The organism is Candidatus Melainabacteria bacterium RIFOXYA2_FULL_32_9 (genome assembly GCA_001784615.1).
GTDB lineage: Bacteria > Cyanobacteriota > Vampirovibrionia > Gastranaerophilales > UBA9579 > UBA9579.
Window position 1 is genome coordinate 1 of sequence record MFRQ01000166.1, and the last position, 7,282, is coordinate 7,282.

Consider the following 7,282-nt stretch of genomic DNA (forward strand, 5'->3'; position numbering starts at 1 on the left):
GCTTTAACCCATAAAAATAAAACAGAAGAAGCATAAACAAAAAATACATATAAAAATTCTAGAAATAGCCTAATTTTATGGATTAGGCTATTTCTATGTTGAAAAATCATTTACATAAGCAAACAAAGGAGCTAAGAGAAAGAGGCATATAATTGAAATACAGTTATCGCAGCAACAACTGGAGCATTAGGCTCAGTGGCCGCAAGCAGTCTTACCTAAAGCTTTAAGCATACCTTATAAAGGTATTTCTATGAAAGATTTTTAATTTTTTTTAGAAGAAATTTCTTTCACTGCTCCAAAAAAATATCTCGCAACTCCCAAACCGGGGAAGGTAATTTTCTCAACAGTATCATTTACCCCAATGCCTCTAGCTTTAAAGGGATTAGTTGCAACCTCTTGTATTTATTTTATTCCTAAAGCTGTAATAGCCGGCATTAAAGGTCTAGCAGGACACTTTAAGAAAGATAAGCCTGAAACAGAGCAAGCTTAGAAATAGCAAAAATAAATAAAAAAGTTTACTAGAAAAGAGTCTGATGTATAAAACTTCAGACTCTTTTAAAATGTTGCAAAACAATCTTTAGGGGGTAATTATGGCAAATTATATTATGAAATTTTCAGAAATTGATATCAATAATGTTGCGCAGGTTGGAGGTAAAAATGCTTCTCTTGGCGAGATGTTTCAAAAACTTACTAAAAGAGGTATAAATATTCCTGATGGCTTTGCTACAACTGCAAATGCATATTGGGATTTTCTTGATAAGAATAATATTAGAGAAAGATTGACTGAAATTCTTAATAAGCTCGACACTGAGGAATTCTCAAACCTTCATGAAATTGGGGTTCAAGCAAGACGAACAATGCTTGGTGCAAAAATCCCAGAAGAACTTCAAGAACAAATAAAACAAGCATACAGAGAATTGAATAGTAAATATGAAGAACCAATCCAAGTAGCAGTAAGAAGTAGTGCAACAGCAGAAGACCTGCCAACCGCAAGCTTTGCAGGACAACAAGAAACCTTTCTCAATATTAAAGGTGAAGATGAGTTAATAGAGGCATGTTTACGTTGTTATGCTTCGCTTTTTACTGATAGAGCTATCAAATATAGGGAGGATAACGATTTTGAGCATATGAAAGTAGCCCTGTCAATCGGGATACAAAAAATGGTAAGAGCAGATAAAGCCAGTGCAGGTGTAGGATTCACTATTGATACAGAAACTGGCTTTGAAAAAGTTATATTCTTAACAGGCAGCTGGGGATTGGGTGAAAATGTGGTTCAAGGAAACGTAAATCCAGACGAATTTTATATATTCAAGCCATCATTAAAAATGGGTAAAAAGGCTATTATCTCAAAAACTCTTGGTTCAAAGTCTAAAACAATGGTTTATACAGAAGATGCAGAAAATGAATCTTCTAAATTAGGCGCAACAACTATAAATATAGATACTCCTGAAGAAAAAAGAGATCAGTATATATTATCTGATGAAGAAATAGAAAAACTTGCCAAATGGTCTATGACCATCGAAGAGCACTATAAGCGCCCGATGGATATAGAATGGGCTAAAGATGGAATTTCAGGAGAATTATTTATAGTTCAGGCAAGACCTGAAACTGTCCACGCCGCAAAAAAAGATCATTACAAAGTTCATACTTACTCATTGAAAGAAAAAGGAAGAATTTTAGCTGAAGGTAGAAGTGTAGGCAGTAAGATTGCATCAGGAAAAGCAAGGATTTTGAACTCTCCTGATGAATCAGGCAAGCTCCAACCTGGAGAAGTCCTTATAGCAGATATGACAAATCCTGATTGGGATCCGATTCTAAAAAAGGCATCTGCCATTGTTACCAACAAAGGTGGAAGGACTAGTCACGCTGCAATTGTTGCAAGAGAAATAGGAGTAGTTGCAATAGTTGGTACAGGCAACGCAACTAAAACTATTAAAGACGGCGAAGAAATAACGGTTTCTTGTGTGGAAGGTGAAAATGGAATTGTCTATCAGGGAATTCTGGATTGGGAAGAACAGGAAGTCGATGTTAAAAATATAAAATTGCCAAAAACAAAAGTTATGCTAATTCTTGGAGATCCGGAACAGGCTTTTAATTTATCATTTTTGCCAAATCGCGGTGTAGGACTAATGCGGCTTGAATTCATAATTAATAATGCAATAAGAATTCACCCTATGGCACTTGTGAAATTTAACGAGTTAAAAAACGAAAAGATCCAACTCCAAATAGAAGAACTTACTCGTGGATATGAAAATAAAGAAGATTACTTTGTAGACAAATTATCACAAGCTGTAGCTACTATAGCTGCGGCATTTTATCCAAACGACGTTATTGTAAGAATGTCTGACTTTAAAACTAATGAATATGCAAGCCTAATTGGCGGTCATGAATTTGAACCTAAAGAAGATAATCCAATGTTAGGATTTAGAGGTGCATCAAGATACTACAATCAAAGATATAAAGAAGGATTTCATCTTGAATGTAAAGCCATGAAAATTGTTCGAGATGATATGGGACTAACAAACGTTAAATTGATGATTCCATTTTGTAGAACACTAGATGAAGGCAAAAAAGTGATTGAAGTAATGGAAGAATTTGGTTTAAAAAGAGGAGAAAATAATCTTGAAATTTACGTCATGGTAGAAATTCCAAGTAATGTGATTCTTGCAAAAGAGTTTTCTGAAATCTTCGACGGATTTTCTATTGGATCAAATGATCTAACTCAGTTAACACTTGGAATAGACAGAGATTCTGAAATTGTAAGTGATTTATTCCACGAAGATGATGAAGCCAGCAAAGAATTAATCTCACAAGTAATACAAAAAGCTAAAGAAACAAATACTCCCATAGGACTTTGCGGACAAGCTCCAAGTGACCACCCGGAATTTTCAAAATTTCTTGTAAATCAAGGAATAGACAGTATTTCTTTTAATCCTGATGCTTTAATTAAAGGAATTGAAAATATAAATGAAGCAGAAAAAACAAAAAAAGCTTGAATTATTGGAAAAATACGCCTAAAAATTAATAAAAGACTCTGAACCTAAATAGCCTACTATCATTGATAATAGGCTATTTAGGTTTATAATAAGTAAACACTTCTTGTTAAAAAATTTTTTTAGTCATAAAATTTTCATAATATAATTAAGTAATGTTGAATATGCAAAACTGGAATTGAGATTATGGGAAGTAAAATTTTGAACGAAGTTAAAACTTACACATTAAATGAAATTACCCAAATTATCGGGGGAATTTTAAACCAGGTAGAGGAAAATATCGTAATTAAAAGAATTTCACCACCAAAATTAGCTGATGAAGAAACTTTAGCTCTTGCTTTATCAGAAGAAGAAATTCAAAATTTAGCACAATCAAAAGCTAAAGCAGCCTTAGTTCCGTTTGGTGTTTCGTTGGAAAATATTTCCACCATTGAGGTTGAAAGACCACGTCTTGCAATGATGAAATTGCTGCATTTATTCTATATTCCACCAGATGCACCTATAGGCATTCATCCAACAGCTGTAGTACACCCGGAAGCACAAGTTGGACAAAATGTTTCAATTGGTCCAAATGTTGTAATAGGCAGAGGAACTATAATTGGTGATCATACAAAAATTTTAGCCAACGTATATATTGGAAAAAAAGCACAAATAGGAAATAACTGTTTATTCCACCCCGGAGTAAATATAGGCGACTTTATTAGTATTGGCAATAATGTAATTATCAATCAGGGAGCCAGTGTTGGGGGTGACGGATTTAGTTTTGTTACAGAAACTCCAAATACTATCGAAACTGCTAAACAAGAAGGCAAAGTTGATGGAGATTTTTCCCAGCAGAAAATATATAAAATCCCTTCTCTTGGCTCAGTTATAATTCATGATGACGTAGAAATTGGTGCTAACGCCACCATTGATAGAGGTACATTAGAAAATACAATTGTCGGTAAAGGCACAAAAGTCGATAATTTAGTTATGATAGCTCATAACTGTAAAATCGGAGAAAATTGTTTGGTTGTCTCACAAGTTGGTATTGCTGGAAGTACTGTAATCGGTGATAGAGTAGTATTAGCCGGACAAGTTGGCATTGCTGATCATATTACAATTGGGTCAGATTCTATACTAATGGCTCAGTCAGGAGTTAGTAAAAATATTCCTGAAAAAAGTATTGTAATGGGTTCTCCAGCTGTGCCGAGAAAAGAATTTGTAAGACAGCTAAAAGCATTTAAAGATATAAGCTCTTTAATGAAGCAGGTTAAAGAACTGAAACAAGAAATTGAAGCATTAAAACAAGAGAAATAATAATGACAACTACATTAAATGAAGTCGAGATAACTGGAATTTGCCTGATGGATGGCAAGGAATGCACGGTAAAAATAGCCCCGTCAAATAAAAAAGGGGTTTATTTCTATCCAGACAATTCTGAAATAGCAATAAGAGCCTGTCTTGATAATGTAATATCAACTCTACATTGCACAGTTTTAGGAACTCAGGACAAGCAAGTTAGAGTGGTTGAACATTTTATGTCAGCCTGTGCTTTTACAGGAATTGACAGCCTAAATGTTTATATGAACTCTTCTGAACTTCCTATACTTGATGGGAGTGCGCTTAAATGGGTAGAAGCATTTAAAAGTGCAGGAATAGAAACAAATCATAATGCAAATTCTATAAATATAACAGAACCAATTAATCTTACTTCTTCGCATTCAGAGTTAGTTATGCTACCATCAGAAAGTTTAAAAGTAAGTTATTATGTAAACTTTGACCATACAGACTTAGAGGAAAAATGGTACACCTGGGATTCATCTGATAATCAAAATGAAATAATCGAAGCTAGAACTTTTGGATATCTAAAAGATCTGGAAAAATTCCAACAGGCTGGATTTGCTTTAGGTGTTAATATCGATAACACTATAGGCTTAACAGAAACAGGTTATACAACAGAATTAAGATCAACCAATGAACCTATAAAACATAAAATATTAGACTTAATAGGAGATTTGCAATTACTAGAACTTAATCCTCTTCATTTTAAAGCACACATAGTTGCGCGTGAAGCAGGACATAAAACACACGTAGAATTTGCAAAAGTCATACAACAAAAATATATGGAGGAAACGGCATGTCAACAAGTGAAGATGTAAAACCATTAAGTATGGACATTATTGAGATAATGAATCTCATTCCACACAGATACCCTTTCTTATTAATAGATAGGATTACTGAGTGCGTTCCTGGCAAACACGTTAAAGGCTATAAAAATATTACAATGAACGAAGCACAATTTATGGGACACTTCCCAAATAGACCAATTATGCCTGGAGTATTAATGGTAGAAGCGTTAGCTCAATTAAGTGCAGGAATTGTAATGACATTACCTGAATACAAAGGAAAATTAGCACTATTTGCAGGAATCGATGGTGTAAGATTTAAGAAAGTTGTAATTCCTGGTGATAAATTGGATCTTTATTCAGAAGTTACTCGACTTAAAGGCCCTATTGTAAAAACAAAATGCAGAGCTGAAGTTGATGGACAATTAGTGTTAGAAGCAGAATTAATGTGCTCTATAGTTCAATAACAAAATAAAATGAGGTAGGTATGGTGGTAAATATTCATCCAAGTGCAATTATTGACCCATCAGCAGAAATTGCAGACGGAGTTAAAATAAACGCTTATGCAGTCATAGGACCAAATACAAAACTTGAATCTGGTGTAGAAATTTATCCTCAGGCTTATATTGAGAATAGTGAAATTGGTAAAAATACTATTATTTCAACAGGAGCTGTTATTGGCACTGCACCTCAGGATTTAGGATACAAAGGTGAATTTACTAAAGTCATTATTGGCGAAAACTGCCAGATAAGGGAGCATGCCACTGTAAATAGAGCATCAGGCGAGGGTAATATAACTAAAGTTGGTAATAACTGTATGCTAATGACAGGTGCACATATTGCGCATAACTGTCAAGTAGGAGATAATGCCATACTTGCTAATTTAGCTACCCTTGGAGGACACGTATTGGTTGGTGATTATGCTTTTATTGGTGGCATGGTAGTAATTCATCAAAATGTAAGAATTGGCGAAATGGCTATAATAGGTGGATTCTCAGCTACAAGGCAAGATCTGCCACCTTATGCAAAGACAGAAGGTAGACCTGCTGGAATTATTGGAATTAACACAATAGGACTAAAGCGTCGTGGTTTTACGCCTGAAGAAAGAACAAACCTTAAAAAAGCATTTAATCTTATTTGGTTCTCTGATCTCAATACTAATCAAGCTATTGAGAGAATAAGAGAAGAAATTCCATCTAATAAGTACATAGATCAACTTATAGAATTTATTAATAGCAGCAAAAGGGGTGTTACCAAGCTAAGTGGTAAACAAAATTATCTGGAGTAAAATCCTATTCATACCAATGATTGACCAAGTGGTCTAGAAAAAATATTGACTCTTAGATTGATGAGAACATAAATTTCATATATTATACTAAAGTTATAAATGAAGGTGGTTACTGGCTTGAAGGTTGGGGAAATACAAATCAGTTAATCTGAAAATTAAAAGAGACACTTTAAAAGTGTCTCTTTTAATTTATTGTTACCATAAAGCCTTTGGCATAAACCTCTTTAATGACCACACAGGTATGCCTTCAAAGTCTGCTCCAAATTCAGGATAAAGTTTTTCTGACACAGTTAAAGCAATTATAGGAATCTTTAACTCCTCTGCTGCTTTTTGAATTTTTCTTAAGCCATTTATTACATCTTCACTGGTTGTTTCATCACCATAGTGAGCATTGCTAATTATGCCATTGAATTTCTTCCACTCCTGATCACCAGTACCGGCACTCCACTTTACATAATCAATAATATCCTGAACATTTAATGTCTCATGCTTAGAAGTATTTATCACTATATAGATTTTAAGATTTTTTTCCTTATCTATACCATTAATAACTTCAAGAATATCAAGTCCACCAACACCATAACCAACATCAATAACTATATTTCCAGGGTTAGAAAGACAATTCATCTGCTCACCTGTAATAGTATTGCCAGCTTCTCCAAGCCCAAAATAACTTTCTTGAGTAATTACCCTGACACCGTATTTTTCTATTTCTTTTTTAATTGGTCTTAATGTGTACGCAGGCTCAACTGTATCAAGATCTACTAATATAACTGGAGAATCTGTCTCTTTATGTAACATAATTGCTCTGTTGATAGAAATCTCAGATTTTCCGCTGGCATATGCACCTGTATATACTTCTACTATTCTATCCATTATTAACCTTCCAATTT

General features: G+C 34.0%; 6 protein-coding genes. 5 read left to right on the forward strand and 1 reads right to left on the reverse strand.

The window, feature by feature from the left end; genetic code table 11:
* Positions 1-590: 590 nt before the first annotated feature.
* The 5 genes from A2255_04210 to A2255_04230 all read left to right on the forward strand — a co-directional run bounded on the left by A2255_04210 (position 591) and on the right by A2255_04230 (position 6,389).
* Entirely contained in the window at positions 591-2,996 is a 2,406-nt protein-coding gene (locus A2255_04210; protein ID OGI16752.1) for a phosphoenolpyruvate synthase, read from the forward strand.
* A 183-nt stretch (positions 2,997-3,179) separates the two neighbouring features.
* On the forward strand, positions 3,180-4,292 hold the full coding sequence (locus A2255_04215; GenBank protein ID OGI16753.1) for a hypothetical protein: 1,113 nt from the start codon (positions 3,180-3,182) through the stop codon (positions 4,290-4,292).
* Positions 4,293-4,294: 2 nt separating this feature from the next.
* Positions 4,295-5,134 (forward strand): hypothetical protein, encoded by an 840-nt coding sequence (locus A2255_04220; protein OGI16754.1) that lies wholly within the window; start codon positions 4,295-4,297, stop codon positions 5,132-5,134.
* Between the two features lie 11 nt (positions 5,135-5,145).
* Complete coding sequence (locus A2255_04225) at positions 5,146-5,568, forward strand: 3-hydroxyacyl-[acyl-carrier-protein] dehydratase FabZ (GenBank protein ID OGI16766.1); 423 nt, start codon at positions 5,146-5,148, stop codon at positions 5,566-5,568.
* Between the two features lie 20 nt (positions 5,569-5,588).
* Entirely contained in the window at positions 5,589-6,389 is an 801-nt protein-coding gene (locus tag A2255_04230) for an acyl-[acyl-carrier-protein]--UDP-N-acetylglucosamine O-acyltransferase (protein OGI16755.1), read from the forward strand.
* 195 nt (positions 6,390-6,584) lie between these two features.
* On the opposite strand, the gene A2255_04235 is transcribed toward A2255_04230, so the two are convergent.
* Complete coding sequence (locus A2255_04235; GenBank protein OGI16756.1) at positions 6,585-7,265, reverse strand: hypothetical protein; 681 nt, start codon at positions 7,263-7,265, stop codon at positions 6,585-6,587.
* Positions 7,266-7,282: the final 17 nt, after the last annotated feature.

Bases quoted from the DNA above. Each gene is read 5' to 3' on its own strand.
- A2255_04210 (OGI16752.1), top strand. From the start codon at position 591: ATGGCAAATTATATTATGAAATTTTCAGAAATTGATATCAATAATGTT.
- A2255_04215 (OGI16753.1), top strand. From the start codon at position 3,180: ATGGGAAGTAAAATTTTGAACGAAGTTAAAACTTACACATTAAATGAA.
- A2255_04220 (OGI16754.1), top strand. From the start codon at position 4,295: ATGACAACTACATTAAATGAAGTCGAGATAACTGGAATTTGCCTGATG.
- A2255_04225 (OGI16766.1), top strand. From the start codon at position 5,146: ATGGACATTATTGAGATAATGAATCTCATTCCACACAGATACCCTTTC.
- A2255_04230 (OGI16755.1), top strand. From the start codon at position 5,589: ATGGTGGTAAATATTCATCCAAGTGCAATTATTGACCCATCAGCAGAA.
- A2255_04235 (OGI16756.1), bottom strand. From the start codon at position 7,265: ATGGATAGAATAGTAGAAGTATATACAGGTGCATATGCCAGCGGAAAA.